The 25,443-nt window shown below is 72.1% G+C and carries 25 protein-coding genes and 1 pseudogene; 6 read left to right on the top strand and 20 right to left on the bottom strand.

Annotated features, from left to right (window positions below):
- The first annotated feature begins 13 nt into the window (after positions 1-13).
- Complete coding sequence (locus tag ACFSZT_RS13845) at positions 14-547, top strand: hydrogenase maturation protease (RefSeq protein WP_377388243.1); 534 nt, start codon at positions 14-16, stop codon at positions 545-547.
- On the opposite strand, the gene ACFSZT_RS13840 is transcribed toward ACFSZT_RS13845, so the two are convergent.
- The 4 genes from ACFSZT_RS13840 to ACFSZT_RS13825 are packed head-to-tail and all read right to left on the bottom strand — an operon-like array spanning position 497 to position 3,001.
- Positions 497-1,237 carry an energy-coupling factor ABC transporter ATP-binding protein gene (locus ACFSZT_RS13840; protein WP_377388241.1) on the bottom strand — a complete coding sequence of 247 codons (741 nt, stop codon included), beginning with the start codon at positions 1,235-1,237 and terminating at the stop codon, positions 497-499. The genes ACFSZT_RS13845 and ACFSZT_RS13840 overlap by 51 nt on opposite strands.
- Positions 1,225-1,980 carry a cobalt ECF transporter T component CbiQ gene (cbiQ, locus tag ACFSZT_RS13835; RefSeq protein WP_377388239.1) on the bottom strand — a complete coding sequence of 252 codons (756 nt, stop codon included), beginning with the start codon at positions 1,978-1,980 and terminating at the stop codon, positions 1,225-1,227. The genes ACFSZT_RS13840 and cbiQ overlap by 13 nt, the downstream gene beginning before the upstream one ends.
- Entirely contained in the window at positions 1,977-2,321 is a 345-nt protein-coding gene (locus ACFSZT_RS13830) for a PDGLE domain-containing protein (RefSeq protein WP_377388237.1), read from the bottom strand. Before ACFSZT_RS13830 ends, cbiQ begins: the two co-directional genes overlap by 4 nt.
- On the bottom strand, positions 2,318-3,001 hold the full coding sequence (locus ACFSZT_RS13825) for an energy-coupling factor ABC transporter permease (protein WP_377388235.1): 684 nt from the start codon (positions 2,999-3,001) through the stop codon (positions 2,318-2,320). The genes ACFSZT_RS13830 and ACFSZT_RS13825 overlap by 4 nt, the downstream gene beginning before the upstream one ends.
- 198 nt (positions 3,002-3,199) lie before the next feature.
- On the opposite strand from ACFSZT_RS13825, the gene ACFSZT_RS13820 reads away from it, so the two are divergent.
- Positions 3,200-3,934, top strand: coding sequence for an HAD family hydrolase (locus tag ACFSZT_RS13820; RefSeq protein WP_377388233.1), 735 nt, complete (start codon positions 3,200-3,202; stop codon positions 3,932-3,934).
- Entirely contained in the window at positions 3,931-6,315 is a 2,385-nt protein-coding gene (locus ACFSZT_RS13815) for a glycoside hydrolase family 65 protein (RefSeq protein WP_377388231.1), read from the top strand. The genes ACFSZT_RS13820 and ACFSZT_RS13815 overlap by 4 nt, the downstream gene beginning before the upstream one ends.
- 10 nt (positions 6,316-6,325) lie before the next feature.
- Here the strand turns inward: ACFSZT_RS13815 and ACFSZT_RS13810 are convergent, their stop codons facing one another.
- Positions 6,326-6,505, bottom strand: a complete 180-nt coding sequence (locus ACFSZT_RS13810) for a hypothetical protein (RefSeq protein WP_377388229.1) — start codon at positions 6,503-6,505, stop codon at positions 6,326-6,328.
- A gap of 90 nt (positions 6,506-6,595) precedes the next feature.
- On the opposite strand from ACFSZT_RS13810, the gene ACFSZT_RS13805 reads away from it, so the two are divergent.
- Positions 6,596-6,841 carry a hypothetical protein gene (locus ACFSZT_RS13805; RefSeq protein WP_377388227.1) on the top strand — a complete coding sequence of 82 codons (246 nt, stop codon included), beginning with the start codon at positions 6,596-6,598 and terminating at the stop codon, positions 6,839-6,841.
- On the opposite strand, the gene ACFSZT_RS13800 is transcribed toward ACFSZT_RS13805, so the two are convergent.
- A complete protein-coding gene (locus tag ACFSZT_RS13800) occupies positions 6,842-7,801 on the bottom strand; it encodes a Ppx/GppA phosphatase family protein (RefSeq protein WP_377388225.1) in 960 nt (319 codons plus the stop codon).
- A gap of 237 nt (positions 7,802-8,038) precedes the next feature.
- Between ACFSZT_RS13800 and ACFSZT_RS13795 the strand changes: the two genes are divergently transcribed.
- Positions 8,039-8,701: a sortase domain-containing protein gene (locus ACFSZT_RS13795; protein WP_377388223.1), complete on the top strand. Its 663-nt coding sequence runs from the start codon at positions 8,039-8,041 to the stop codon at positions 8,699-8,701.
- On the opposite strand, the gene ACFSZT_RS13790 is transcribed toward ACFSZT_RS13795, so the two are convergent.
- Positions 8,698-10,356: a DUF885 domain-containing protein gene (locus ACFSZT_RS13790; RefSeq protein WP_377388221.1), complete on the bottom strand. Its 1,659-nt coding sequence runs from the start codon at positions 10,354-10,356 to the stop codon at positions 8,698-8,700. The two genes, ACFSZT_RS13795 and ACFSZT_RS13790, sit on opposite strands and share 4 nt — an antisense overlap.
- Positions 10,357-10,479: 123 nt before the next feature.
- Between ACFSZT_RS13790 and ACFSZT_RS13785 the strand changes: the two genes are divergently transcribed.
- Entirely contained in the window at positions 10,480-11,574 is a 1,095-nt protein-coding gene (locus ACFSZT_RS13785; protein ID WP_377388219.1) for an AsnC family protein, read from the top strand.
- A 121-nt stretch (positions 11,575-11,695) separates the two neighbouring features.
- Here ACFSZT_RS13785 and ACFSZT_RS13780 read toward each other — a convergent pair whose 3' ends face one another.
- The 13 genes and pseudogenes from ACFSZT_RS13780 to ACFSZT_RS13720 form a co-directional block, all read right to left on the bottom strand.
- Complete coding sequence (locus ACFSZT_RS13780; RefSeq protein WP_377388217.1) at positions 11,696-12,622, bottom strand: RluA family pseudouridine synthase; 927 nt, start codon at positions 12,620-12,622, stop codon at positions 11,696-11,698.
- Entirely contained in the window at positions 12,619-13,224 is a 606-nt protein-coding gene (gene lspA / locus ACFSZT_RS13775; RefSeq protein WP_377388215.1) for a signal peptidase II, read from the bottom strand. Before lspA ends, ACFSZT_RS13780 begins: the two co-directional genes overlap by 4 nt.
- A gap of 44 nt (positions 13,225-13,268) precedes the next feature.
- Positions 13,269-14,747 carry a potassium/proton antiporter gene (locus tag ACFSZT_RS13770; protein ID WP_377388213.1) on the bottom strand — a complete coding sequence of 493 codons (1,479 nt, stop codon included), beginning with the start codon at positions 14,745-14,747 and terminating at the stop codon, positions 13,269-13,271.
- 38 nt (positions 14,748-14,785) lie between these two features.
- Positions 14,786-15,073, bottom strand: a complete 288-nt coding sequence (locus ACFSZT_RS13765) for a DUF167 domain-containing protein (RefSeq protein WP_377388211.1) — start codon at positions 15,071-15,073, stop codon at positions 14,786-14,788.
- 17 nt (positions 15,074-15,090) lie between these two features.
- Positions 15,091-16,695, bottom strand: coding sequence for a penicillin-binding transpeptidase domain-containing protein (locus tag ACFSZT_RS13760; protein WP_377388209.1), 1,605 nt, complete (start codon positions 16,693-16,695; stop codon positions 15,091-15,093).
- A gap of 142 nt (positions 16,696-16,837) precedes the next feature.
- Positions 16,838-17,497, bottom strand: coding sequence for a response regulator transcription factor (locus ACFSZT_RS13755; RefSeq protein WP_377388207.1), 660 nt, complete (start codon positions 17,495-17,497; stop codon positions 16,838-16,840).
- A 100-nt stretch (positions 17,498-17,597) separates the two neighbouring features.
- Positions 17,598-18,641, bottom strand: a pseudogene (locus ACFSZT_RS13750) (sensor histidine kinase); the annotation flags it as partial.
- Between the two features lie 310 nt (positions 18,642-18,951).
- On the bottom strand, positions 18,952-19,254 hold the full coding sequence (locus tag ACFSZT_RS13745; RefSeq protein WP_377388205.1) for a hypothetical protein: 303 nt from the start codon (positions 19,252-19,254) through the stop codon (positions 18,952-18,954).
- Between the two features lie 83 nt (positions 19,255-19,337).
- Positions 19,338-22,505, bottom strand: a complete 3,168-nt coding sequence (ileS, locus tag ACFSZT_RS13740) for an isoleucine--tRNA ligase (protein WP_377388203.1) — start codon at positions 22,503-22,505, stop codon at positions 19,338-19,340.
- A 283-nt stretch (positions 22,506-22,788) separates the two neighbouring features.
- Positions 22,789-23,460: a hypothetical protein gene (locus ACFSZT_RS13735; protein WP_377388201.1), complete on the bottom strand. Its 672-nt coding sequence runs from the start codon at positions 23,458-23,460 to the stop codon at positions 22,789-22,791.
- A gap of 104 nt (positions 23,461-23,564) precedes the next feature.
- A complete protein-coding gene (wag31, locus tag ACFSZT_RS13730; RefSeq protein WP_377388199.1) occupies positions 23,565-24,446 on the bottom strand; it encodes a DivIVA-like cell division protein Wag31 in 882 nt (293 codons plus the stop codon).
- Positions 24,447-24,496: 50 nt separating this feature from the next.
- Positions 24,497-24,781: a YggT family protein gene (locus ACFSZT_RS13725; protein ID WP_110340495.1), complete on the bottom strand. Its 285-nt coding sequence runs from the start codon at positions 24,779-24,781 to the stop codon at positions 24,497-24,499.
- A gap of 44 nt (positions 24,782-24,825) precedes the next feature.
- A complete protein-coding gene (locus ACFSZT_RS13720; protein WP_377388196.1) occupies positions 24,826-25,437 on the bottom strand; it encodes a cell division protein SepF in 612 nt (203 codons plus the stop codon).
- Between the last annotated feature and the right edge of the window lie 6 nt (positions 25,438-25,443).

Genomic DNA, 25,443 nt, shown 5'->3' with positions numbered 1-25,443 from the left:
CTACCGTTGAGACATGCGGCCACGCGTGCTTCTCGCCGGAGTGGGCAACGTCGCGCTCGGTGACGACGGCTTCGGCGTCGAGGTCGTCCAGCGGCTCGAGGAAGCCGTGTTGCCCAGTTGGGTGCAGATCGCGGACTACGGCATCGGCTGCGGCCGGGTCGAGGCCGATCTGTGCGGCGGCTACGACACCACCATCCTGATCGACGGCACGCCTCGCGGGGGCCGTCCCGGCGAGGTGTGCGTGATCGAGGCCGAGCTCGACGACCATCCCTCGCGCATCCCCACGCTGCTCGACCCGCACGGTATCCGGCCGGAGGGCGCCTTGCGCCTGCTCCAGGTGCTCGGCGGCGACGCGGGCCGGGTGCTCGTGGTCGGGTGCGAGCCCCTGAAGACGGACGGCATCGGGCTGAGCGCCCCCGTGCGCGCGGCGGTGCCCAGGGCGGTGCGCATCGTCACCGACCTCGTGTGGGGCACGGATCCGAGCCTGCCGGTGCGCTCAATCGAGGCGGAAGCCCCACGGCAGCTCGAGGCGATGGGCGGCGAGTAGCTCCACGTCGGCGAGCAGGTCCCGGGTCGGTCCGTCCGCGACGACGACACCGTCGTCGACGAGCACGCTGCGCGGGCACAGCTGCAGCGCGTAGGGCAGGTCGTGGCTGACCATGAGCATGGTCCGGTCCAGCGACAGCAGCACCTCCGCCAGCTCGCGGCGGGCCACCGGCTCCAGGTTGGACGACGGTTCGTCGAGCACGAGGATCTCCGGGTCGCACGCCAGCACCGTGGCGAGCGCCACCCGGCGCCGCTGTCCCATCGACAGGTGCATCGGGGAGCGATCGGCATGCCCCGCCATGCCGACGGTCTCGAGCGCCTCGCGCACCCGCCTGCTCACCTGGTCCTCGGGCAGGCCGAAGTTGCGCGGCCCGAAGGCGACGTCCTCCGCGACCGTCGGCATGAACAACTGGTCGTCGGGGTCCTGGAACACCACGCCCACACGCCGGCGGATGCCGGCCAGATTCGGCTTGCGCACCGGCACCCCACCGACCTCCACCTCGCCGCGGGAGCCGGTCAGCACACCGTTGAGGTGCAACATCAGCGTCGTCTTGCCCGCGCCGTTCGGTCCCAGCACCGCCACCCGCTCGCCGGGCTCGACCCGCAGGTTCACCCCGGCCAGCGCGCGGTGACCGTCCGGATAGGAGTACTCGAGATCCTTGACCAGCAAGGCCGGCGTTACACCGTCCACAACGACACTCCACAGCAGACCGCGACGACGAGCGCCGGAGCGATCCCGGCGCACCAGTGCCCGGCGGAGACCGGCGGCGCGGGCGGCGCGGGCAGCGAACCGGACCACCCGCGCGAGAGCATCGCCAGGTGCACGCGCTCGCCACGCTCGTAACTGCGCAGGAACAGCATCCCGATGCCGCGGGCGGTCGCACCCGCCTGCCACAGGAACCGCGGGTCGTGCCCGCGGCACACCCGCGCCGTGCGCATGCGCTTCGCCTCGGCGACGATCACCTCGACGTACCGGAGCATGAGGCTTGCGATCGTGGTGAGGATCCCCGGCACACGCAGACGCCGCAGCCCGGTCACGAGGTCGTGTGGGTGGGTCGTCGCCGCAAGGGTCAGCGAGACGAGCACGCCGAGGGTGCCCTTGGCGAGGATGTTCCACCCCGCCAGCGTGCCGTCGACGGACACGGACACCCCGGCCACGTCGGTGTGCGGGGCGCCGCCGGTGAACGGCAGCACGAGCGCCAGCACCACGAACGGCACCTCGATGAGCGCCCGCCGCGCGAACCACCCCACCGGCACTCCCGCGACCGCCCACACGCCCAGCAGCACCAGCAGGTCCACACCGAAGGCCCAGAAGGCCTCCCGCGGCGTCGCGACGACCCCCAGTACCGCCACGAACGCGCCGACCAGCTTCACCTGCGCGGGCAGCCGGTGGACGGGTGAGTCCCCGGGCCGGTGCAGGACCGCCGCGCTCACTGCCGGTCCCGCGACCGCCCGCGCAGCAGCCAGAACAAGGCTCCGGCCACGACCAGCGTCGCCAGCACCCCCAGCACTCCGGCGACGCCGGTGAACGCGTCGTCGCCGCCGACGGTGTAGTCGGCCAGTGGTGTGCCGGCGAGCGCGTGATCCTCGGCGTGCTGGGCGGGGCAGGAGCCCGACAGCTCCTCACCAGCCTCCGTGCAGCCCTGCCTGGTCACCGTGTCGAGCCCGTCCGGGTCGCTGTCGGCGGCGTAGGACACCACGCCCGCCAGCACGAGACTGACGAGCGCGAACCCGGCGAAGAACCACCGGGTCCGCCGCGACGACGTCGCGCTCATGCCGTCACCTCGCTGGACTGCCGGCCGCGCAGCAGGTACACCAGATCGGGCCGCGCCGACGCGACGGCCCCGACCGTGAGCGCGGTGATGATTCCCTCCCCGATGCCGATCAGCACGTGCACCCCGAGCAACGCGGCCGCGAAGCCGCCGAGCGACACCGCGCCCTGGCCGCCGATGGCGTACTCGACCACGAAACCCGCGGCCGCGACGACCGTGTTGACGAGCGCGGCCGTGAACGCCACGGCCGCCAGGCCGGCGGGCGAGCGGGTCGCGAACCGCCGCAGCGCCACGGCGACGGCGAACCCGGCCGCGGTCCCCAGCAGCGCCATGTTGGTGATGTTGGCGCCGAGGGCGGTGAGCCCGCCGTCGGCGAACAGCAACGCCTGGAGCACGAGCACCACGCCGACGCACAGCGCGCCCGCCCATGGTCCGACGAGGATCGCCGCGAGCGCCCCGCCCAGCAGGTGGCCGCTCACGCCCGGCAGCACCGGGAAGTTCAGCATCTGCACGGCGAAGACGAACGCCGCGACGAGTCCCGCGAGTGGAGCGGTGCGGTCGTCGAGGTCTCGCCGTGCCCGCGCCACCGCCACGGCCAGCCCCGCCACCGCCACGACGCCGAACAGCACGGACGTGGGCGCGTCGAGCAGACCGTCGGCGGCGTGCATCGCGAGTGTGGTCATGCCACCTCCTGTGTCGTGCGGGCCCCTTCGCGCGCGGGTCCGTGGCCGCGCCGGGACCCGGCCGGGCGGCACTGCCGGGCCGGAAACGGCGAGCGTGCCCGGGCTCCTCCGCCCGGCGAGCTGCTCGCCTTTTCATCTTTTCAACCGCTCAGATGTTAGGCGTGGCGAGCCTGGAACACCAGCACTAGCGTGACCGGCATGATCGGGTTGCCCCGGACGATCACGGCCTGCCTCTTCGACCTGGACGGCGTGCTGACCAGCACCGCCGCCCTGCACATGGAGGCGTGGAAGCAGACCTTCGACGAGCTCCTGCGCGCGCGTGCCGGCGAGGAGTTCGCCCCGTTCACCGACCGCGACTACGCCGCCTACGTCGACGGCAGGCCACGGCTGGACGGCGTGCGCACGTTCCTGGCCTCCCGCGGCATCGAGCTGCCCGAGGGCAGTCCGGACGACCCGCCCGGCGCCGAGACCGTGCACGGCGTGGGCACCCGCAAGAACAGCCTCGTCCTCGCACTCATCGAGGAGCGCGGGGTCACGCCCTACCCTGGTTCGGTCCGCTACCTCGAGGCCGTCCGCGACGCCGGGCTCGCCATCGGGGTCGTCACGTCGTCGGCCAACGCCACGAGCGTGCTCACCGCGGCGAACCTGGACGGGTTCGTGCGAGCCCGGGTCGACGGACTGGTCATCGCCCGCGACGGCCTGCGCGGCAAACCCGCCCCCGACTCCTTCCTCGCCTGTGCCAGGGAACTCGGCGTCACGCCCGCCCAGGCCGCGGTCTTCGAGGACGCCCTCGCCGGGGTGGAAGCGGGCCGCGCGGGCGGTTTCGGATACGTCGTCGGGGTAAACCGGGTGGACCAGGCCGACGCATTGCGCGTCCACGGCGCCGACGTCGTCGTGGACGACCTCGCGGAACTACTGGAGGTGCGCCCGTGACCGAGGTGCCCCACGGGTACGAGAGCGCTCCGTGGCAGCTGCTCTGGCGAGGCCTCGCCGTGGACCAGCTACAACGGACCGAGTCGACGTTCGCCCTGTCGAACGGCCACATCGGCATGCGCGGCACGCTCGAGGAAGCCGAGCCGCGCGGCCTGCCCGGCACGTACCTCAACGGCTTCTACGAGGAGCATCCGCTGCCCTACGCCGAGGCGGGCTACGGCTACCCCGAGGCGGGGCAGACCGTCGTGAACGTGACCGACGGCAAGATCATCCGCCTGCTCGTGGAGGACGAGCCGCTGGACATGCGCTACGGCCACGCCACGGCGCACCACCGCGTGCTCGACTTCCGGTCCGGCACGCTGCGCCGGGAGACCGAGTGGACGTCCCCGACCGGGCGGCGCGTGCGTGTGTCCAGCGAACGGCTGGTGTCGTTCACGCAGCGGGCGGTGGCGGCCATCCGGTACGAGGTGGAACCGCTCGACGACGACGTCCAACTGGTCGCCCAGTCCGACCTGCTCGCCAACGAGCCGATCGAGGCCGACACCGGCGATCCCCGCGTGGCGGCCGCGCTCGAGGCACCTCTGCAGTCGGAGTACATGAAGGCCGAGGGCTACCGCGCCGTCCTCGTGCATCGCACGAAGCGGTCGGGGCTGCGCGTGGCCGCGGCGATGGACCACGAGCTGGACACCTGCGACGGGCTGCGCACCGACATCGCCGTGGAGGAGGACCTCGCGCGGCTCACCGTCGCCGTCGACGTGCCGAAGGGACGCAAGCTGCGGCTGACGAAGTTCCTCGGCTACGGCTGGTCGGCGCAGCGGTCCATTCCCGCGCTGCGCGCCCAGGTGGACGCCGCGCTCGCGGGCGCGTTGCAGACCGGCTGGGAGGGCCTGCTCGCCGAGCAGCGGGAGTTCCTCGACCACTTCTGGAGCACGGCCGACGTCGAGATCGACGGCGATCCCGAGCTGCAGCAAGCATTGCGGTTCGCGTTGTTCCACGTGCTGCAGGCCGGGGCCCGTGGCGAGAGCCGCGCGATCCCGGGCAAGGGGCTCACCGGCCCGGGCTACGACGGGCACGCCTTCTGGGACAGCGACAGCTTCGTGCTCCAGACACTGACCTACACGCTGCCGGACACCGCCCGCGACGCCCTCCGCTGGCGACACTCCACACTGGACAAGGCGAAGGCCCGCGCGCACCAGCTCGGGTTGCGGGGAGCGGCGTTCCCGTGGCGGTCGATCAACGGCGACGAGTGCTCGGCGTACTGGCCGGCCGGCACGGCGGCGTTCCACGTCAATGCCGACATCGCCGACGCGGTCGCGCGGTATCTCGCCGCCACCCACGACCGGGACTTCGAACGCCAGCACGGCACCGAACTGCTCGTCGAGACGGCGCGGCTGTGGATGTCGCTCGGCCATCACGACCCGCACGGCGGATTCCGGATCGACGGGGTGACCGGCCCCGACGAGTACTCCGCCGTCGTGGACAACAACGTCTACACCAACCTGATGGCGCAGCGGAACCTGCAGGAGGCGGCCGACTCCTGCGAGCGCCACCCCGACCTCGCGGCGATGCTCGACGTCGGCACGGAGGAGATCTCGGCCTGGCGGGAGGCGGCACGCAAGATGCTCGTCCCCTACGACGAGCTGCTCGAGGTGCACCCGCAGTCGGAGCGGTTCACCGAGCACGCGCGCTGGGACTTCGCGAACACGTCGAGTTCGGACTATCCGCTGCTGCTGCACTTCCCGTACTTCGACCTGTACCGCAAGCAGGTGGTGAAACAGGCGGATCTGGTGCTGGCGATGCACCTGCGAGGGGATGCGTTCTCCCTCGAGCAGAAGCAACGCAACTTCGTCTACTACGAGGCGCTGACGGTGCGGGACTCGTCGCTGTCCGCGGCCACCCAGGCCGTGCTCGCCGCGGAGTGCGGCCACCTGGATCTGGCCTACGACTATCTCGGCGAGGCCGCGCTGATCGACCTGCACGACCTGCACCACAACGTCCGCAACGGACTGCACATGGCCTCGCTCGCCGGCGCGTGGCTCGCGCTCGTGGCCGGCTTCGGCGGCATGCGCGACCACGGCGGCAACCTCACGTTCCGGCCACGGCTACCGTCCGCAGTGGACCGGATCGCGTTCCGGATGTGCTTTCTGGGTTCACAGCTGGCCGTCGAGATCGACCAGGACAAGGCGGGCTACCGGATCGTGCACGGCGACCCGCTGGACATCAGGCACTACGACACGCCCGTGACCGTGGCCGAGGACACGGTCACGCTGCCCGTTCCGGCGTTCGCGCCCCTGCCCCGGCCCACGCAGCCGCCCGGCCGGGAGCCGGCGCGCCGCAAGGGCGGCGGCCACGCCCCCGGCCCGATCTGGCCGGGGGCGTAGCCGGGCCCGGTCAGTCGGGCGGCTCGGTGCTGCCCGCCTCCGGGTTCACGTCGTCGTCGGGGCGGACCTCGTCCTTGTTCGGCGGCTCCGGAACGTCCTCGGTCCCGGTGTCGAAGTCCCGGGACGGCGGAGCCGGGACGTCCGGGGACAGCGGCGTTTCCGGCTGCCTGGGGTTCTCGTCGTTCCGCATACCCCGATCTGTACTCCTGTCCCCGCCTGTTGTCATGTCGGGCGCGAGCACGCCGAGCACGCCCGGCAGGCAGTCGCTATCCTCCGCGCCGTGGGCAAGCGCCATCAGAAGATGTGGCCGCCGTGCCAGTGCGGCGAGGCGACGTCGTTCAGCGAGCACATGCCCGCCTGCGGGCGGACGGCGTGCCTGCGTCGCTGGTGGGCGCTGGTGGGCGTGCCCTCGCTGCTGCTGCTGGCGGGCATCGTCCTCGCCGGGTTGCTCCTGGGCCCGGACCGGGACCGCTCGTGTCCCGACGGCTGGACCGAGAAGGGCGCGGGCGTCTGCGTCCAGGGCTGATCAGGCCACGATGCGGCGCATGTCGTCGCCGGTGACCGGCTCGGCGTGGTCCAGCAGGGTGAGCAGCAGACCGTGCGTGGTCGACCACGGGCAGATCTCCAGCGACCCCCCGAACACGGTGAGCAACGCCTCGGCGACCACAGCGCCCGCGACGGCCTGCTGTGCCCGCGCGCGGGAGATACCCGGCAGGTCGGCACGCTTCGAGGGCGGCAGCACCGCGAGCCTCGGGATCCAGGTGCGCAGGTCCTCGACGTCCAGCCGCCGGGCGCCTGCATCGCGGTCCGGCCGCGCACCGGCCAGCCGCGCGAGCTGGCGGAGCACCTTCGAACAGCCGACCGTGCGGAACTCGCGCAGGCAGACCTCGTCCTCGGCCAGGGTGTGCCGGACCCGCTCCAGCGCGTACTCGCGCAGCGCGTCGATGCGTGCCCGCGACGGAATCTCGGTGCCCAGCCAGTTCCGGGTCATCTCGCGGGCGCCGAGCCGCAGCGACCGGGCGAAGGTGGCGTGCTCGCCGTCTCCCGCGGCGAGCTCGACGGTGCCACCCCCGATGTCGAGCACGGCGAGCGGGCCTGCCGCCGCGCCGTACCAGCGGCGCGCGGCGAGGTAGGACAGCTCGGCCTCCCGCTGCCCGGAGAGGAACCGCAGGCTCGTCCCCGTCGCCCGGCGTACCCGGTCCACCACCTCGGCGGCGTTGCGGGCATCGCGGATCGACGAGGTGGCGAACGGGAACACGTCGAAGACCCCGTGCCGCCGGGTGACGTCGTTGGCGGTTGCGACCGCGGCGGCGATCGCGTCGATCCCCCGGGGGGTGAGCCGGCCGGCGGCGTCCATCTCGCGGTCGAGCCGGAGCCGTGTCTTGTGGCGGAGGACCGGGTCGAGCGGCGAGCCACCGCGCTCGACCACCAGCAGACGCGCGCTGAAGCAGCCCACGTCGAGCACGCCGACGGTCGTCGATCCCATGTGTGAACCTCCACGCCCGGAGCGCGGCGGATGCCGCGACAACGCAGTGAACGTCGAACGTATAACCCAGGAGAGTGAGACGTAATCCAGTTCCGCTTCGTGGAGTAACGCGGTACCCACGTTCGAGCGATCCACGGACATCAGGGGTGAGTCGCCGGCGCCGAGGGCGACGACGTGGGAAAACTCGTCCAGAGGGGGGCGCCTGGTGAGCATTGTCCGGTCTGCGAATGATGACTCATGAGTGTGAGCGTTAACACACAGCGTAACGACGCCCGCCGGCTGGGCGCGGCCGCCGCCGCGGTCGTCGTCACGCTCGCCGCCGTCCTCACCACGGTGACGCTGGCGCGGTCGCGGACGGTGGCCATGCCGACCGGGCTCACCGGGACCGGCACCGAACCGGCCCGGGTGGGCATCGTCGCGTCCGTACCCGCGCCACGCGCACACGCCCCGCTGCCCGCGGCGACGCCCGAGTCGCTGCGCATCCCCGCGCTCGGGCTCGACACGTCCGCCCTCGTCGAACTCGGCCGCACACCGACCGGGGAGCTCGAGGTGCCCGGTACCGGCGACGCCGTCGGCTGGACGCCCGCCGCGCACACGCCCGGCGAACGCGGTGCGGCCCTGCTGACCGGCCACATCGACGTCGCCTACGAGCGGGGCGCCTTCTTCGGCTTGTCCGGCCTGACCCCGGGAAGCGGCATCGTGGTCGGCCGCGCGGACGGGGTCGAGGCCGTGTTCACGGTGTTCCGCGTCCAGCGGCTGCCGCAGGAGACGGCGCTCGCCGCCGCGCTCGCCCCCAGCGACGAGCCGGACCTGCGCCTACTCAGCGCCGTCGACGCGGCCGGCGAGGATACCCAGGCCGTGCTGGTGACCGCGCGGCTCACCGGCACCGGCGGCTCCTAGCGCGCCGCCCAGGCCGACACGACGTCACCGAGCACGGACAGCGGCAGGGCACCGCCGCCGAGCACCACGTCGTGGAACTCGCGGATGTCGAACCGGTCCCCCAGCCGCTGCGCGGCCTCGGCGCGCAACCGCTGGATCTCCAGCCTGCCCACCATGTACGACAGCGCCTGGCCGGGGTAGGCGATGTAGCGGTCGACCTCCGAGACGATCTCGACCTCGGGCATCGGCGTGTTCTGCCGCAGGAAGCCGAGAGCCTGCTCACGGCTCCACCCCTTGGCGTGCAGGCCGGTGTCGACCACCAGCCGTCCGGCACGCATCGAGTCCATGCTGAGCATGCCGAGCAGCGCCACGTCACCGGAATACAGGCCCACCTCGTGGGCGAGCCGCTCCGAGTAGAGGCCCCAGCCCTCGCTGTAGGCGTTGAAGTCGCCGAGTCTGCGCAGCAGCGGCAAGCCGGTGAGCCCGAGGGCGAGGCTGAGCTGGAGGTGGTGCCCGGGCACGGCCTCGTGGAAGGCAGTCACCTCGGCGACGTGCCGGAACCGTTCGGTGCTCTCGTGGGTGTTGGCGAAGTAGGTCCCTGGCCGGGAGCCGTCCGCGGCGGGCAGCAGGTAGTACGCGGCGGGCGCGCCGGGCGCCTCGGCGGCGGGCACGGGCTCCACGACACACGGCTGCGGCGGGATCGTGGCGAACCATTCCGGCGCCGCCTGCTCGGCGCGGGTGATCGCCGACCGGGCCGTGTCGAGCAGCTCGTCGGCGTCGCGCCAGCGCAGCGCCGGGTCGGTGCGCAACCGGTGGAAGATCTCCTGAAGATCACCGGTGCCGAACACACGCCCGCCGATCTCCCGGTACTCCTGCGCGAGCTCGCCGATGAGCCGCAGGCCGGTCTCGTGCAGGTCCTCCGGGTCGCGGTCGGTGGTGGTGTGCAGCCGGGCGAGTGTGCGGTACAGCGCGTCGCCATCCGGCAGGTGACACACGCCGGGGCGGTCGTCGGGCCTGCCGTGGTCGGCAAGCTCGGTGCCGAGGACGTCGCGGTACCGGGCGAACGCGGGCCGCACGACCTCCCGCAGCAGTCGTTCGCGGGCGGCGGCGAAGTCGGGGGCGCCCTCGGGCGCGGGCTGGCGCAGCAGCGGGTCCGTGTCCGGCTCGGCGAGGTACCGGTCGAGGTGCGCCATGGCGTTGCGTACGAGGCGCGCGACCGGCACCCGGCCCGCGGCCACGCCGGCGCGGTGCCGCTCGGCCACCTGGTCGAGGTAGGCGGGAACGGCGGCGAGCCGGTCGAGGTGCGCGGCGGCGTGCTCCGGCGCGGCCACCGGCACCATCGGCAGGATCGTGAGCAGCCCGGCCGCGGGCGCCGAGAAGAGGTCGCTGACGCAGAACTCGATGGTCTTCGTGTCGATCTGGTCGATCCGGCCCTGCGCGGAGCTCACGAGCACGTCCCGGGTCGTGCGGTCCTCGGCGGACAGGGCGGCCGGGTCCAGTGCCCGAGCCTGCTCGAGGACCCGTTCCAGCGCATGCCGCAGCTCGCGCTCGGCCTGCTCGCTCACCTCACCGAGTCCGGTGCGTGCCGGGTCGAGGCCGAGCATCGCCGGCAGCAGCGGCTCGGCGTCGAACAGCAGGTCCATGTATTCGTCGGCGAGCGCAACGACGTCACTCATGGGCGGAGCATACTGGCGCCTCCACCACCACCCGGACGGAGACGATGCGCGTCACGGTTAGTCCCGCCCGTCGCCCACCACCACCCGGACGGAGACGCTGCGCGTCACGGTTAGTCTCTGAACGTGTCCCTGTCCGATCCTGTCGACGCCCGCCTGCTCGCCGTCGTGGCCGAGCTGGGCAAGGCCGCCGTGCACGAGGTCGCCGCGAGGGTCGGCATGGATCCCCGCGAGGTCGCCTACCGGCTCGTGAACCTCTCCGCGACGGGGCTGCCGCTGCTCGTCGGCGTGGAAAGCGACCCGAACGGCCTGCGCGCCGCCCTGGCGGGCGCCTGGCAACCGCAGCCCGCACAGCCTCCCGCCGCACCGCCGCCACCCGGGCCGGGGCAGCCGGCTCCGCACCCGGTCCACGGCGCGCCCAGCGGCGCGTATCCCGTCCACGCCACGCCGCCCGGCGGCCAGCCGGTCCACGGCTATCCCGCGCACGGCACACCCAGCGGCGGCTACCCCGTCCACGGCGTCCCGAGCGGCGCGTATCCGGTACAGAGCACACCGGCAGCCGGCCGGCCCGTCCAGGGAACACCCAGCGGCGGCTACCCCGTGCCGGGACCGCCGTATCCCGGCGCGCCGGTTACCGCCGGCCCACCGGCCCAGGGCACGCCGTCGGGCGCGTACCAGGCCGCCGCGCCACCCACCCCTCCTCCACCACCGGATCCGGTGATCAGCACGTGGGGCCCGCCGCAGACCGCATCGTGGGCGCGGGGTGACCAGCCGCCCGCGACCACCGGGCCGGCCACACCCCGCACCGGCACCATCGGCGACGTTCTCGAGACCGTGGGGCTGGACGGCGAACAGCTCGCCATTCAGCTGCTGGAGGTGCAGGATCCGGCCGACTACCTGTTCGGTGCCGCCGGCTACCGGCTCGACGAGGGCGAGCGCGCCGTCGTCGTGCACACCGAGGTCACCAACCGGGGCGGGACCCCGTTCGCGTCCCTGCCGGACAACTACCTCGAGCTGATCACCGCCGAGGGCCAGGCGATCGGCAAGGCACCCGTCTCGCTGACCTCCCGGCCACCGCACAAGATCGGCGTCCAGCCGGGCGAGACCACCGGCGGCCACACCGTCTACATCGTCCCCGAGGCCACGCGCATCGCGTCGGTGCGCTGGAGTCCGCGGCCCGAGCCCGACGAGCGGTCGCTGGTCTGGTCGGTCGAGGGCTGAGCGTCCGGGTCGGCCACCGGGACAGCCCGCACGGCGACGGGAACGGCAGACACGGCGACGCAGACCGCAGACACGGCGACGCAGGCCGCGGACACGGCGACGCGAACGGCAGACACGCGCGTCAGGACTCGGCGCGCAGCACCTCGACGGCCTTGGCGAGGTCGTCCGGGTACTCGCTGGTGAACTCGACCCAGCGGCCGTCGGCGGGGTGGGCGAACCCGAGCGTACGGGCGTGCAGCCACTGCCGCGTCAGCCCGAGCCTGCGCGCGAGGACCGGGTCGGCACCGTAGGTCAGGTCACCGACGCACGGATGCCGCAACGCGGAGAAGTGCACGCGGATCTGGTGGGTACGCCCGGTTTCCAGCTTGACGTCCACGAGCGACGCGGCCCGGAACGCCTCGATCACCTCGTAGTGCGTCACGGACGGGCGCCCGCCCGCCACGACGGCGAACTTGTAGTCGTGCCGGGGATGCCTGTCGATGGGCGCGTCGATGGTGCCGCGTGTGGGGTCGGGATGCCCCTGCACGAGCGCGTGGTAGCCCTTCTCGACCGTGCGTTCCTTGAACGCCCGCTTCAGCACCGTGTAGGCGTGTTCGCTCTTGGCGACCACCATCACGCCGGTGGTGCCCGCGTCGAGCCGGTGCACCACGCCCTGCCGTTCGGCGGCACCGGAGGTGGAGATGCGCAGGCCGGCCGCGGCCAGGCCACCGACGACGGTCGGCCCGGTCCAGCCCGGACTCGGGTGCACGGCCACGCCGACCGGTTTGTCGACCACCACGATGTCGTCGTCGTCGTGCAGGATGCGCAGGCCCTCGACGGGTTCGGCGACGACCTGCGGCGGCGAATCCGGCTCGGGCAGTGTCACCTCGAGCAGGCCGCCCGCCACGAGCCGGTCGGACTTCCCCGCGGGCTTGCCGTCGAGCAGCACGTCGCCGGAGGCGGCGAGCTCGGCCACGATCGTGCGGGACAGGCCGAGCAGCTTGGCGAGCCCGGCGTCCACACGCATGCCGTCGAGCCCGTCGGGCACGGGCAGCATCCGCGCGCTCACGCCGTGCCCTCCGGCGAGTCGGCGGACGGCTTGTCGCCGCCGCGCCTGGTGACGCTGCCGTCGTAGTCGCGGCCGAGCACCGAGAGCAGCACGATCAGTGCTGCGCCGATCGTGATGGCAGAGTCGGCGGCGTTGAACACCGGGAAGTACCGGCCGTCCGGGCCGAAGACGGAGATGAAGTCGACGACGTGTCCCTGCATCGGTCCGGGTGCGCGGAACAGCCGGTCGGTGAGGTTGCCGAGCGCCCCGGCGAGCACCAGCCCGAGGCCGACCGCCCAGCCCGCCGACCGGAGCCGCTTGGCGAACCAGATGATGACGCCGACCACGACCATCGCGACCACGGCGAGCAGCCACGTCCCGCCGAAGTCCATCCCGAACGCCGCGTAGGGGTTGCGGATGAGCTGCAGGTACACCGCGCCGCCCAGGATGCGGACCGGCTCCTCGCCCTCCAGCGCGGACGTCGCCGCGACCTTGGTGACCAGGTCCACCGCGTAGGCGAGCACGGCGACGACGGCCAGCAGACCGATGCGGCGTTTCGGGAGCGCGGCGGAACGGACCTCCGGATCGCCGGTGTCCGCCTCTGGTGGGTGCTCGGTGCTCACGGCCTCCATTGTCCACTGTCCCGGCAACGGACTGGCACGCGCCGTCAGTCGCCGGATTCGCCCTTCCACTTCGCGAGCGGACCCGCCCGGTCGACGGCGCGGATCCGGCGTTCCGCGGCCGCGCGCGCGTCCTGGGTGGTGACGACCAGCAGCCGGTCGTGCTCCTGGAGCCGGGTGGTCTCGGCGGGCGTGAACCCCTTGCCGCCGCGCACGACCAGGCTCACCCCGGCGCCGGCAGGCAACCGCAGCTCGGCCAGGTACACACCGTGCAGGCGGGATCCCCGCCGGATGCCCACCTGGAGCAGCACGGCTCCGAGTTCGTCGAGCGGTGCCGCGTCGACCACGAACTCCTCCGGCTCGCTGTCGCGGGTGAGCCTCAACCACCTCGCCACCGGGTTCAGCAGCGCGCCCTGGATGAGCGTCAACGCGATGACGATGACGAACACGGCGTCGAGGAGCCGTTCGGCGCCCGGAACACCCTGGGCCAGCGGGATGGTGGCGAGCACGATGGGCACGGCGCCCCGCAGACCGGCCCAGCACAGGAACGCCTGTTCCCGCCACGGCAACCGGAACGGCAGGACGGACACGAGCACCGACACCGGCCGGCTCACCAGCAGCACGACCGCCCCCGCGACCAGCCCCGGCACGATGCTGTGCAGCAGTCGCTCGGGCGAGGCGAACAGGCCGAGCAGCACGAACACGCCGATCTGGGCGATCCAGCCGAGTCCTTCCGCGAACGACAGCGTGCCGGCGCGATGCGGCAGCCGGGAGTTGCCCAGCACGACCCCGGCGACGTAGGTGGCCAGCAGCCCGGAGGCATGCCCGAACTGACCCGCGGCGTAGGCCGTCACGCACACGGCGACGGCCGCCAGCGGATACAGGCCCGTGGCGGGCAGCGCGGCCCGGCGCAGAGCCTCGGCGCCCAGCCTGCCCAGCGCGTACCCGATCGCCGCTCCCGCGGCCAGCTGGTACACCACGAGCAGCGGGAGGGCCCAGTGGAAGGTCGTCTCCCCGGCCAGGAGGACCACCGCGATGTAGGCTGGTGCGTCGTTGAGCCCGGACTCCAGCTCGAGCGTTCCGGACAGCCGGCGGCTGATCCCGGACGTACGCAGCATCGAGAACACGGCCGCCGCGTCGGTCGAGGCGAGCACCGCGCCCCACAGCAACGCGCTCCGCCAGTCGAGATCGAGCAGCCAGTGCAGCGCGGAGCCGGTGACCACGACGGTCACGACGATGGCCACTGTGGACAGTGCAAGCCCGGGACCCAGCGCCGGGCGCACGACCTCCCACCGGGTCGTCAGCCCGCCCTCGGCGAGAATCATCACGAGTGCGGCAAGGCCGAGACTCTGTGTCAGTGCGGGGTTGTCGAACTCGACGCCCAGTCCGGCCTCGCCGATGAACACGCCGATACCCAGATAGATCAGCAGCGACGGCAGCCCGAGCCGGATCGAGAACCGGACGGCGAGCACTGAGGCGAGCAGGACGATCGCCCCCGATCCCAGCATGATCGGAAGATCGTCCATGTCACCTCCCTGTCAGCCCGGTCGCCGGCGCCCCAACACTAGATCTTCTTGAGGGCCTCCAGGCGGCCTGCGACATCCGGCGAGGCTCCCACGATCTCGACGAGCTTGTCGCGGGAGCGTTGTCCCTTCACGACAACGAGGTCGCGGCTGCGCACGGCCAGTGCCTTCGCGAGCACCCGGCACACCGCGTCGTTCGCCTTGCCGTCGACCGCGGGCGCCTGCACCGCCACGACGAGAGAGTCCCCGAGCGGGCCGTCCCAGCGGCCCCCGACGTGATCGCGTCTGGCGCCGGGCTTCACTCGGAGCGCGACTCGCAGTTCGCTCATGGCGACACGGTACGGGGTTACGCCGGCAGGCCGCGCAGGAATGCCGTCGCGGCCGCGACGGCGGGCTGCGACGATCCGGCGCGCTGGGCGAGTACCGCGAAGGCGACGTCGCCGCGGTAGCCGGCGAACCACCCGTGCGCCTCGGTGCGTTCCGGCAGCTGCGCGGTGCCGGTCTTGCCGTGCACCTCCCCCAGCGGGGCGAGTGCCGTGGCGGTACCGCTGGTGACGGTCTGGCGCATCATGGCGCGCACGGCGTCGAGCACCGGGCCGGAGGGCGCGTCGTACCCGGCCCGGACCGTGGTGTCGACCTCGTCCCACAGCCGCGGGGTCACCGGTGTGCCCTCGGCGACGGTGGCGGCCATCAGCGCCACGCCGAACGGGCTTGCCTGGACCTTGCCCTGTCCGATGCCGTCCTCGAGCCGCTGCACCGGATCGGCGGCCGGTTCCACCGTGCCGGCCTCGGTGGTGAGGCCGGGGATGACGAAGTCGGCGTTGAGGCCGAGCCGGGTCGCCGCGTCGGCCAGTGCGTCGGCGGGAAGGTCGGCGGCGAGCCGGGCGAATGTCGTGTTGCACGAGTGCGCGAACGCGGTGTGCAGCGGCACGTCACCGAGGTCGAACCGGTCGTCGTTGGGAATCGTGCGGGTGCCGATGCGCGCCGTCGCCGGGCACGGCAGGACGGTCTCCGGCGAGGCGGTGCCGTGGGTGAGCACCGCGGTCGCGGTCGCGATCTTGAACGTCGAGCCGGGCGCGTACAACCCGGTGAGGGCATCGGGCGCCGCACCGGCCCGCGCGTTCTGCGCCACGGCCAGGATGTCGCCGCTGGAGGGCTGGATCGCCACGAGCAGCGCCGTGCCCTCGACGCCGTCGACGGCCTGCTGCGCGGCGCGTTGCACGGGCACGCTGACCGTCGACTCGAGTGGTCCGCTCTCCCGGTCAGGGGTGCTGGTCAAGGTGTCGATGTCCCACCCGTCCGCGCCGACGCGCACCACCGACCACCCCGGATCGAGCCGCTCGGTGGCGTACCGATCGAGCGCGGGCAGCAGCATCGGCGGCCCGCCTGCCCCCGCAGCGGGCTCGACCTCGCCGGACCTCCACTCCAGCAGCCGCTCGCCGTCCCGCGCCAGCACCGCGGGAGTTCCGTCCACCGTGCGCAGCTGCAGGGTCTGGCCCTCGCCGAGCCGGGGGTGGAGCGACGCGGGCGTCCAGCGCACGCGCCAGCCCTCGTCGCCGCGCAGGACGGTCACCGTGTTGTCGTAGGTCCACACGCGGTCGCGGCCGAGCGTCCACGTGATCGTGAACGTGCGCGCCGCCTCCCGCTCGCCATCGGCGCCATGCGGTGGTTCGGCGACGGTCCGCACGGCGGTGGCACCGAGACCGGCGAGGGCACCGGACAGCGCGGACTCGGCCGCCCGCGGGTCGTCGGTGAGGGCCGCCGCCGCGCGCACGTCCCGCCTGGCCACGGCATCGAGGTAGTCCAGCGCCACCTCGCCCGCCCCGGCCCCGCCGCGCTGGGCCGTGCCGGTGCTCGACTCGCTCACCAGCACCAGCACCCCCGCGGTGACGATCACGACCACGGCGAGCGCCGCCCCGGCCAGCACCCAGCGCCTGGTCCCTCTGTCCATCCTGCCCCCCAGTCCCGGTCATCGGTGACAGTAGTCGCGACGAGCACCGGTGCGGCAACGTCGTCGGCAAAGCCGGCGTCAGGTTGCTCACGACGGTCCGTCCCTGCCCGCATCCGGGTGGGCCTGCGGTGAGCGCGGCGGATCAGCCGAGCCGGTAGCCCATGCCGCGCACGGTGACGATGCGGTCCGGGCCGATCTTGCGCCGCAGCGTGCGCACGTAGACGTCCACGACGTTGGAGCCGGGATCGAAGTCGTAGCCCCACACGTGCGAGAGGATCTGCTCGCGGGAAAGCACCTGCCCCGGGTGGCGCAGGAACAGGTCCAGCAGCGCGAACTCGCGCGCGGTGAGGTCGACGAGCCCGCCGGGGGTCTCGGCCCGGCGGGTACGCAGGTCGAGTGACAGCTCGCCGTGCCGCAGCACGGTCACCTCGGGTGTGCGGTCGGCCGGGCGCAGCCGCAACCGCACCCGGGCGAGCAGCTCCTCGAACCGGAACGGTTTCGTCATGTAGTCGTCCGCGCCGCCCTCCAGCCCGGCGACGGTGTCGTGCACCGACCCGCGTGCCGTGAGGATGATGACGGGCGTGCTCACCCGCGCCCGGCGCATCGCCTGCAACACCGCGAAACCGTCCCGTTTGGGCAGCCCGAGATCCAGCACGACGAGGTCGAACTCCCCCGCGACGGCCTGTGCCAGCGCGCCGTCCCCGTCGGCCACGACGGTGGTGGAGAAACCGTTGGCCCGCAGGCCTTTCTCGATGAACGAGGCGATCCGGCCCTCGTCCTCGGCGATCAGGATCCGGCTCATCGGCCTCCTTCGCGACGGGGCAGCTCGATGCCGAAGGTGGCCCCCGGCCCGGCTGCGAGACGACCCTGGCCTGGCCGTGGTGGGCCTCGGCGATGGCCTTGACGATGGCGAGTCCCAGCCCAGCGCCACTGCCGTCGCGCACGCCCGACCCACCGCGCGCGAACCGGTCGAAGATCCGCGGGGCGTCCTCCGGGGACACTCCGGGGCCGGTGTCGCTCACCCAGAACGACACCGATCGTTCGTCCACCGAGGACCCGACGCGGATCGTGGCGCCGTCGGTGGTGTGCTGGACGGCGTTCTGCGCGAGCTGGAGCACAGCCTGGGTGACGCGTTGCGCGTCGAGAAACGCCTTCCCCTCGCCGATGGACTCCAGCACCCACGTGCGCGGCGCGATGGCCCTCGCCTTGGCGTCGATGTCGCTCGTCAGCTCGGGCACGGACGTCCACTGCGGACGCAGGAAGTCCGGCTGCTGGGCCTTGGCGAGCAGCAGGAGGTCGTCGACGATGCGCGCCATCCGGTCGAGCTCGTCGGTGCACAGGCGCACCACCTCGGCGCGTTCCTGCGGGCCGTCACCCATGAGCTCCAGGTGGCCACGGATGATCGTGATCGGTGTCCGCAGCTCGTGGCCCGCGTCGTCGAGAAACTGCCTGCGCGTGCTGAAGGCGTTCTCCAGCCGATCGAGCATCGCGTTGAACTGCTCGGCGAGCGCGGCGATGTCGTCCCGGCCCTGCACGGGGATGCGCCGGGTCAGGTCGTGCTCGGTGATCTCGGCCGCTGCCCGGCGGACCGTGTTGACCGGCGCGAGGATCTGCCCGGCCACCACCCACGACACCCCGGCTGCCAGCACGAGCGCGAGCGCACTGATGAGCAGCAACGTGCGCACGGTGTCGTTGGCGTCGGCCTTGGCGACGTCGACGAAGTAGCCACTGACGAACCACGCCCGGGGTTCGTTCCCGCCGCCGGGCGGCAGCACGTCGACACGCAGCCAGCGCAGCTCGCCGCCGGGGGTGTCGACCGTGCCCGTGTGCTCGGCGTTGCCGACGATCTCCCGCAGCAACCGGTCGTCGAGCTCCACATGCGACAGTGCCGCGTCGCCCTGGCGCAGCGAGCGCAACCCGGTGCCGTCGGCGACGACGCCGAGCATCACCTCGGCCCGGTCCGGGTACTGGCCGCTCAGGTGCCGGCGGAACAGTTCGTACGGATCGCGCAGCGGCTGCCCGGTCGCCGGGTCGCTCCCGCTCCGCGCGAGCAGCCGGAACTCCTCGACGTCCTGCTCCAGTCCGGAATTGACGCGCCGATCGATGGCGCCGTACTCGAACTCGGCGACGAGCAGCACGACGGTGGCCAGTCCGGCCGTCATCACCAGCACGAGCCAGGCCATGATCTGCAGGCGAGCCGGAACACGGGTCCCACGCGGCCGCTGCCCGTCCGGCGGCGTGGCCGGTGCGGGGAGGTCAGCCGTCGTCGTCGTCATCGTCGTCCTGCTCGCCGCGGTCGGCATCGTCGTCATCGTCGTCGTCCACCGGTGGCGGCGGCGGCAACTGCGAGCGCGCGGGCGGTTCGGCCGACGGCGGCGTGGGTGTGGCGGTCGGGCTCGCGCCCGTGGGACCCGCGCTCACGCTCGACTCACCGATGCGCACCACCGACGTCTCCCGCGGCGGCTCGTCGCCCGGCGACAGCAGCAGCACGGCCAGCACGGCGGCGACGGGAAGCGCCAGCACGGCCACCAGCGCGACGATCCGCGGCGTGTCGTTCATGCCGCCCACACTCCCCGACCCGGCCGAAAACCGGATGAGCACACGATGAAGAAATCTTCATCCCGCGCTCATCCGGTGGTGTGTTACCGCTTGGCGACGGCGACGGTCACCTTGTCCCCGTCGCCCACCGCGCCGGCGAAGCCGTCGGTGAGCGTGCCGTAGTCCACCGCCACGGCCAGCGTCTCCTCCGCGAGGAACGTCTCGTGCGCCCGCGCGGCCGCGACCACGGACTCCGGCGCGTCGACGGTCAGCGTGATGCGGTCCGCGACGTCGAGGCCGGCGTCGCGGCGTGCCTGCTGCACGACCCGCACCAGGTCCCTGGCGACACCCTCGGCGGACAGCTCGGGCGTGACGTCGGTGTCGAGCCGGACCAGCCCGGACCCGCCGGGCAGCTCCGCGGCCGCACCCGGGTCCTTCGCGACGAGCCGCCGCTCGTACTCGCCGTCACGCAGCTCGATGCCCGCGGCGACCACGGCACCGTCCGGCGAGGTGCTCCACTCCCCCGCCTTGACGGCCTTGATGACGCGCTGCACGTCCTTGCCCAGCCGCGGCCCGGCCGCCCGCGCGTTCACCGCGACCTCGAAGCCGCCGTGCGCCGCGACGTCGGTGGTCAGCTGCACCGACTTGACGTTCACCTCGTCGCGGATGATGTCGGTGAACGGCCGCAGCATCTCGGCGTCCTCGGCGGCGACGAGCAGCTGCGCCAGCGGCAGCCGGACGCGCAGCTTGTTGGCCTTGCGCAGCGACAGCGCCGACGAGCACACCTGCCGCACCCGGTCCATCGCCGTGACGAGCTCCGGGTCGGCGGGCAGCTCGGCGGCGTCCGGCCAGTCGGCGAGGTGCACCGAGCGGCCGCCGGTGAGCCCGCGCCACACCGCCTCGGTGGTCAGCGGCAGCAGCGGCGCGACGGTCCGGCAGACCACCTCCAGCACCGTGTGCAGCGTGTCGATGGCATCCTGCTCGCCCGCCCAGAACCGGTCCCGCGAACGGCGCACGTACCAGTTCGTCAGCACCTCGAGGTAGTCCCGCACCCGCGCGCACGCGCCCGCGATGTCGTAGCCGTCGAGGGCCTGCTGGACCTCGGTCACCAGCTCGTGGGTCTTGGCGAGGATGTAGCGGTCGAGCACGTGCCGGGAGTCGGTGCGCACGCGCCCCTCGACGCCCTCGGCGCCCGCGTACAGCGCCAGGAAGTAGTACGAGTTCCACAGCGGCAGCACGGCCTGGCGGACGGCGTCGCGGATGCCCTTCTCGGTGACGATCAGGTTGCCGCCACGCAGGATCGGGCTCGCCATGAGGTACCAGCGCATGGCATCGGAGCCGTCGCGGTCGAACACCTCCGTGACGTCCGGGTAGTTGCGCAGCGACTTCGACATCTTCTGCCCGTCGGAGCCGAGCACGATGCCGTGCGAGACACACGTGCGGAACGACGGCCGGTCGAACAACGCGGTCGCCAGCACGTGCAGCGTGTAGAACCAGCCGCGCGTCTGTCCGATGTACTCGACGATGAAGTCGCCCGGGTAGTGGTGCTCGAACCACTCCGCGTTCTCGAACGGGTAGTGCACCTGGGCGTACGGCATCGACCCGGAGTCGAACCACACGTCCAGCACGTCCGGCACGCGCCGCATCGTGGACATGCCCGTGGGGTCGTCCGGGTTGGGCCGGGTGAGCTCGTCGACGTAGGGCCGGTGCAGGTCCTTGGGCCGCACCCCGAAGTCGCGTTCCAGCTCGTCGAGCGAGCCGTAGACGTCGATGCGCGGGTACTCGGGGTTGTCCGACACCCACACCGGGATCGGGGTGCCCCAGTAGCGGTTGCGCGAGATCGACCAGTCCCGCGCGTTCTCCAGCCACTTACCGAACTGGCCGTCCTTGACGTGCTCCGGATACCACGTGATCTGCTGGTTCAGCTCGACCATGCGGTCCTTGAACTGGCTCACCGCCACGAACCACGACGACACCGCGCGGTAGATCAGCGGGTTCCGGCAGCGCCAGCAGTGCGGGTAGGTGTGCTCGTAGGTCTCGTGCCGCAGCAGGACGGCACCCTGCTGCGCGGCCGACCCGGTGCCGTTCTTCAGGTCCCGGATGATGTTCGGGTTGGCCTCGAACACCTGCTGGCCCTCGTAGTCCGGCACGGTCGCGTCGAAGCGGCCCTTCGAGTCCACCGGCGTGACGGGGGTGATGCCGGCGGCGTCGCCCGCGGCCTTGTCGTCTTCGCCGTAGGCGGGCGACATGTGGACGATGCCGGTGCCGTCGTCGGTGGTGACGAAGTCGGCGGTCAGCACCTGGTGGGAGTTCTCGGCGCCGACGAAGTACGGGAACGGCGGGGCGTACCTCACCCCGGCCAGGTCGGCGCCCTGGTAGCGCGCCACCACGGCAGGCTCCTCGCCGAGTTCCCTGGCGTAGGCGGCACGTCGCGCCTCGGCGAGCAGGAAGCGCTTGCCGTCGCTCTCCACCACGACGTAGGCGACGTCCGGGTGCACGGCGACCGCCTGGTTCGACGGCAGGGTCCACGGCGTGGTGGTCCAGATCAGCAGGTATGCCCCGTCCAGCTCGGTGCCGTTGCCCTCGACCCGGAAACCGACCGTCAGCGCCGGATCCTGCCGCGTCTGGTAGACGTCGTCGTCCATGCGCAGCTCGTGGTTGGACAGCGGCGTCTCGTCCCGCCAGCAGTAGGGCAGCACCCGGTAGCCCTCGTAGACGAGGCCCTTGTCGTAGAGCTGCTTGAACGCCCAGATCACCGATTCCATGTAGGTGACGTCGAGCGTCTTGTAGTCGTGGTCGAAGTCGACCCAGCGGGCCTGGCGGGTGACGTAGTCCCGCCATTCGTTCGTATAGCGCAGCACCGACTCCCGGCACGCCCGGTTGAACTCGGCGATGCCCATGTCGTCGATCTGCGACTTGTCGGTGATGCCCAGCTGCCGCTCGGCCTCAAGCTCGGCGGGCAGGCCGTGGGTGTCCCAGCCGAAGCGACGCTCGACCCGCTTGCCGCGCATCGTCTGGTAGCGCGGGACGATGTCCTTGACGTACCCCGTCAGCAGGTGACCGTAGTGCGGCAGGCCGTTGGCGAACGGCGGGCCGTCGTAGAAGACGTACTCGTTGCTGCCGTTCTCGCCCGGCTCGCGCGCGTCGACGGTGGCGGCGAAGGTGCGGTCGCTCTCCCAGTACGCCAGCACGTCCTTTTCCAGCGCGGGGAACGACGGCTGGGACGGGACCTGGTCGGCGGGCTGACCGCCGACGGACGCCTTGGGGTACATCCGGTGTGCTCCTCGCGGGTCTGTCCTCTGTCGTACGGGCTCGCAGGCCCACACGGGGACGACACGGCGCCGTGTGGCGCACGTTCCGCGGTACCACCCCGCTTGCCCACGCCGTCACGGCGTGAGCCACTCATTCGGCGGCTGTGACGGGCCGCTGCCGTCCGGTTCTACTGAGGCGTGCCGACGCCCGTTCTTCCGGAAGCTCCCCGGTGATGGCCGGATCGATGCCTGTGGCTACCAGGTTAGCCGGTCCCGGCAAGCGGGTTGCGCGAGCCCACCCTCCTCACTTGCGGGTCCGGCGCTCCTCGCGGTACTTCGCGGCGAGCGTGGCATCCGGTCCGCACAGCGCGCACGGGGTGAAGCCGAGCTCGCGCGCCTCCTTGGCCGGCAGCGGGATGGTCTCCCGGGTCTCCAGCCACGCACAGTCGGCGAGGTGGTACCGGGGATGCTCGTCCACCACCAGCACCTCGGCGTCCAGCGTCGAGACGACGAGCACGTCGGCGGCGTCGGTCTGCTCCTCGGCGGGTTCGCCGTCCGGGTCGGTGAGAGCACCCGACGCCGGCAGCATCGCGGTCGCGCCCTCACCGGCTCCGGCTGCCGCGTCCACCGTGGCCGGTTCGCTTCCGGCCGTCTCGTCCTCCGCGGCGTCGGCGTTCTCCGCGGCCCCGGCGGTGTGCTCGGCGGCCTCTGGCGACTCGCCGGGCTGCCCGGCCTGCGCGGCCGCTGCCGACTCGCCTGCCGTCTTCTCGTCACCGGCGTCGTTCGCGTCGTCAGCCGGTGTGGCCGAGCTCGCGCCGCTCGCCGATCGTCTGCGCAGCCAGTCGACCACCAGGAGCACGCCGGCGAGCACGGACAGGCCGATGGAGATCCAGGCCCACAGGGAGTCGGCCGTGATCAGCGCCGCGACCACGAGGCCCAGCGCGCCCAGCACGAGGATCAGGACGATGTAGAGCACGGTGAATTACAACACGATGGAGACGAGGAAACGGTCCCGACCCTCGCACGGAGCGTCGGAACCGTTTCGCTGTGCCAAGCTGGATGCGATCGCGCGCGGGCCCGTCAGCCCGCTTCGGCCCGGGGGCCGAATGAGTAGCCCTGGTTGCCTCCGCTGCTCGAGCCACCACTGCCCGACTGGCCGGAGCCCGACGACGACGCCGACGCGGGCGCGGCCGAACCGCGGTCGTCGAGTTCGCGCAACTGCGACTCCAGGAACCCGCGCAACCTCGTGCGGTACTCCCGCTCGATGGTGCGCAGCTCCTCGATCTTCTTGTTGAGCGCGCTCTTCTCGGTGTTCAGGTTGTTCATCGTCTCGGTGTACTTGCGCTGCGCCTCGCGATCCAACGTGGTCGCCTTGTCGCGCGCCTGACGCTCGAGCGTCTCCGCCCGGGTCCTCGCGTCGTTGAGCATGCTCTCGGCGCGGGTCCGCGCCTCGTTGACCATAGAGTCCGCCTTCGCGCGGGCGTCGGAGAGCAGCTGCTCCGACTTCGTGCGCGCCTCGGCGAGCATGCCGTCGGACTCCGTCTTCGCCTCGGCGGTGAGCCGGTCGGCCATCTCCTGGGCCAGACCCAGGACCTTGGCGGCCTGGACGTTCGGCTCGCCGTTGTCGCCGCCCATGAAGCCCGTGGCCTGGGTCTGCTCCGCGGACGACGGCGGAGGCACGGGGGCAAGCCGGCGCGACGGGGCATCGTCGCGCTGCGGGGCGGCCTGCGGCGCGGCGCCGGCGTTGGCCTTGGCGGACTCCAGCTCGCTACGGGTCGATTCCAACTCCGCATCGAGCTGTTCGACCTGCTGACGCAGCTCGTTATTGTCCTCGATCAACCGGGCAAGTTCGGTCTCCACCAGGTCGAGGAACGCATCCACCTCGTCCTCGTTGTAGCCCCGCTTGCCGATTGGAGGCTTGCTGAACGCGACGTTATGCACGTCAGCAGGGGTCAACGACATCAGATCACCTCACGCACTCCATGGCCTGCCGGACGATTCCGGGTTCCCCGTTACCCGGGATACGCCAGTTGCATCAGTATGAACACAACCAACAGCAGCACCATAATCGATAAGTCCAGCCCCACGCCGCCGATCCGCACGATCGGAATGATCCGGCGGACGAGTCGAACCGGTGGGTCCGTCACTGTGTAGATGGTCTCGAGCGTGACCGCAACCCCGCCGGCGGGCCGCCAGTCGCGGGCGAACGCTCGGACCAGCTCCACCACGATACGTGCCGTGAGGAGCAGCCAAAAGGCAAACAGCAGCCAATAAAGGATCAACCGGACCGCATCCACGCCACCACTCTGCCACACCTCGCGATCGCCGCCGCCGGTCCCGGTCAGTGCCGCAGGAAAAGGCCGCCTTCGGCGATCCGCCTGCGGTCCTCGGCGGACACGTCGACGTCCGGAGGTGAGAGCAAGAACACCTTGTTGGTGACCTTGTCCATGGAGCCCCGCAGCGCGAAAGCGAGCCCGGCGGCGAAGTCGACGAGCCGCTTGGCGTCCGCGTTGTCCATCTCGGTGAGATTGATGATCACGGGCGTGCCGTCGCGGTAGGCCTCACCGATCTCGCGCGCCTCGACGTAGCTCGTCGGGTGCAGCGTGATGATCCGGCTCAGCGGGTCGCGGGCCGCGCCTGCCGAGCGCACGGGCTCCGGAGCCGGCCGGAGCCGCGCCACCGGATCGGGCTGCCGGTCGACGGCGAGCGCACCGTGCACCGGTGTCTCGGCGGGTGCCGGCCGGCGCGAGCGCACCGGTTCGGCCTCCTCGAACTCCTCCATGACGTGGTACCTCGGCCTGCTGCGCCGAGCCTGCGACTCCGCGTAGCCGGGCTCGTCGTAGCCGTCGTAGTCGTCATCGGAGTAGCCACGCCGGTAGTCGTCGTCGAAGTCGTACTCGTCCTCGGCAGGGACCATTCCGAAGTAGGCCTTCAGCTTCTGCAGCGCGCTCATGCCTCT

Origin of the sequence: Prauserella oleivorans (assembly GCF_042685745.1) — a bacterium.
In the GTDB taxonomy this organism is placed as follows: domain Bacteria; phylum Actinomycetota; class Actinomycetes; order Mycobacteriales; family Pseudonocardiaceae; genus Prauserella_A; species Prauserella_A oleivorans.
The sequence above is the reverse complement of the archived record's forward strand: the minus strand, read 5'-3'. Positions and strand labels throughout refer to the sequence as shown.